Annotated in this window: 1 protein-coding gene; it reads right to left on the reverse strand. The window is 45.6% G+C overall.

Translation table 11 applies throughout. From position 1 onward, the window contains the following. Nucleotides 1-1,251 (reverse strand): sigma-54-dependent Fis family transcriptional regulator (locus R7P72_RS24875; protein WP_318110943.1); only part of this gene is annotated, 1,251 nt, incomplete at both ends.

Genomic DNA, 1,251 nt, shown 5'->3' on the forward strand with positions numbered 1-1,251 from the left:
GTTGCCCTGATTTGCTTGATATGTTTTAAGCAGTTTGTCTTCGACGGTTGCACGCAGTTTTAATGTTGGCTCTGCAGCGGTTGTTACGTCTTGAGCTTGGCTGAGCTTCTTACTCAGGTGAGTCGGTACGTGAGCGAGCTCCAACGTTTCTTCACCTTGCGCCATTAACGCGGATACTTTGATTAAACTATCGAGTTCTCGCAGGTTTCCTGGCCAAGAGTAAGAAAGCATTAGAGAAAGTAGGTGAGGACAGAGTTGTTGTTTAGATTCAGCATGACGTCGATGGATATTCTCGATCAGTTGCTGCCTATCATCACGCTCTTCAAAGCGAGGCAATTCGATGATCAAACCATTGAGGCGATAGTATAAATCTTGACGGAACAATCCTTCGCTAACCAAGCTATCGAGATCCTTATGCGTGGCCGCGATGATTTGCGTATCGACTTGAACACTTTGGTTTGAACCAACGGGAAGTACGGTCTTATCCTGAAGCACATGAAGTAATCGGCTTTGAGCGTCTAACGGTAAGTCGGCGATTTCATCCAGAAATAAAATCCCTTTATGAGCCTGACGAATTTTACCCTGATAGCCTTTGCTGTTTGCGCCAGTAAATGCACCAGCTACGTAGCCAAACAATTCGGACTCAACCAAATCTTTCGGTAGTGCGCCACAGTTGACGGAAACCAAAGGGCCCGTTTTTCTCTGGCTGTTTTTATGTAGCGCTTTTACAAACTCATTTTTACCGACCCCAGTTTCTCCGAGAATCAGTAAACTGATGTCTTTATCGATAACGCGATTGGCTTGTTGCCAGCAATGCTCGACAGTGGAATCACCATAATGCAGATCATTGGAAGCGGTAACGGAACGAGACTTCACTTTTTTGTCGGTCAGCGGCTTTGTTTTGAACACGAAAGGATGGTCGGCACTTTGGATAGAAAGAATGTCGTCGAGCGATTGCCCGATGACGTTTTGTTGCGCGAGGAGTTGAGAAGCAACTTGGTTATGCGCAAGGATCTGTCCATCTTCATTGGCAATGATAATCCCTTGCCACCCACTGTTCAGTAAGCCTTTCTCACACGCCAAATCCACACGAATATGCCCTTGTGGAATCAAGTTAAGCAATTGATTTTCAACCTGCTGCACCATGTTTTGTACCAGCACCTGCGTTGAGAAGTCATGTTTCTTTTGCTCGCTGGTGATATCTAATACGCCAATCAAATGACCAAGATGATCGAAAATAGGATTGGCCGA

This window comes from Vibrio sp. Vb0888, from assembly GCF_033338835.1.
In the GTDB taxonomy this organism is placed as follows: Bacteria; Pseudomonadota; Gammaproteobacteria; order Enterobacterales; family Vibrionaceae; genus Vibrio; species Vibrio alginolyticus.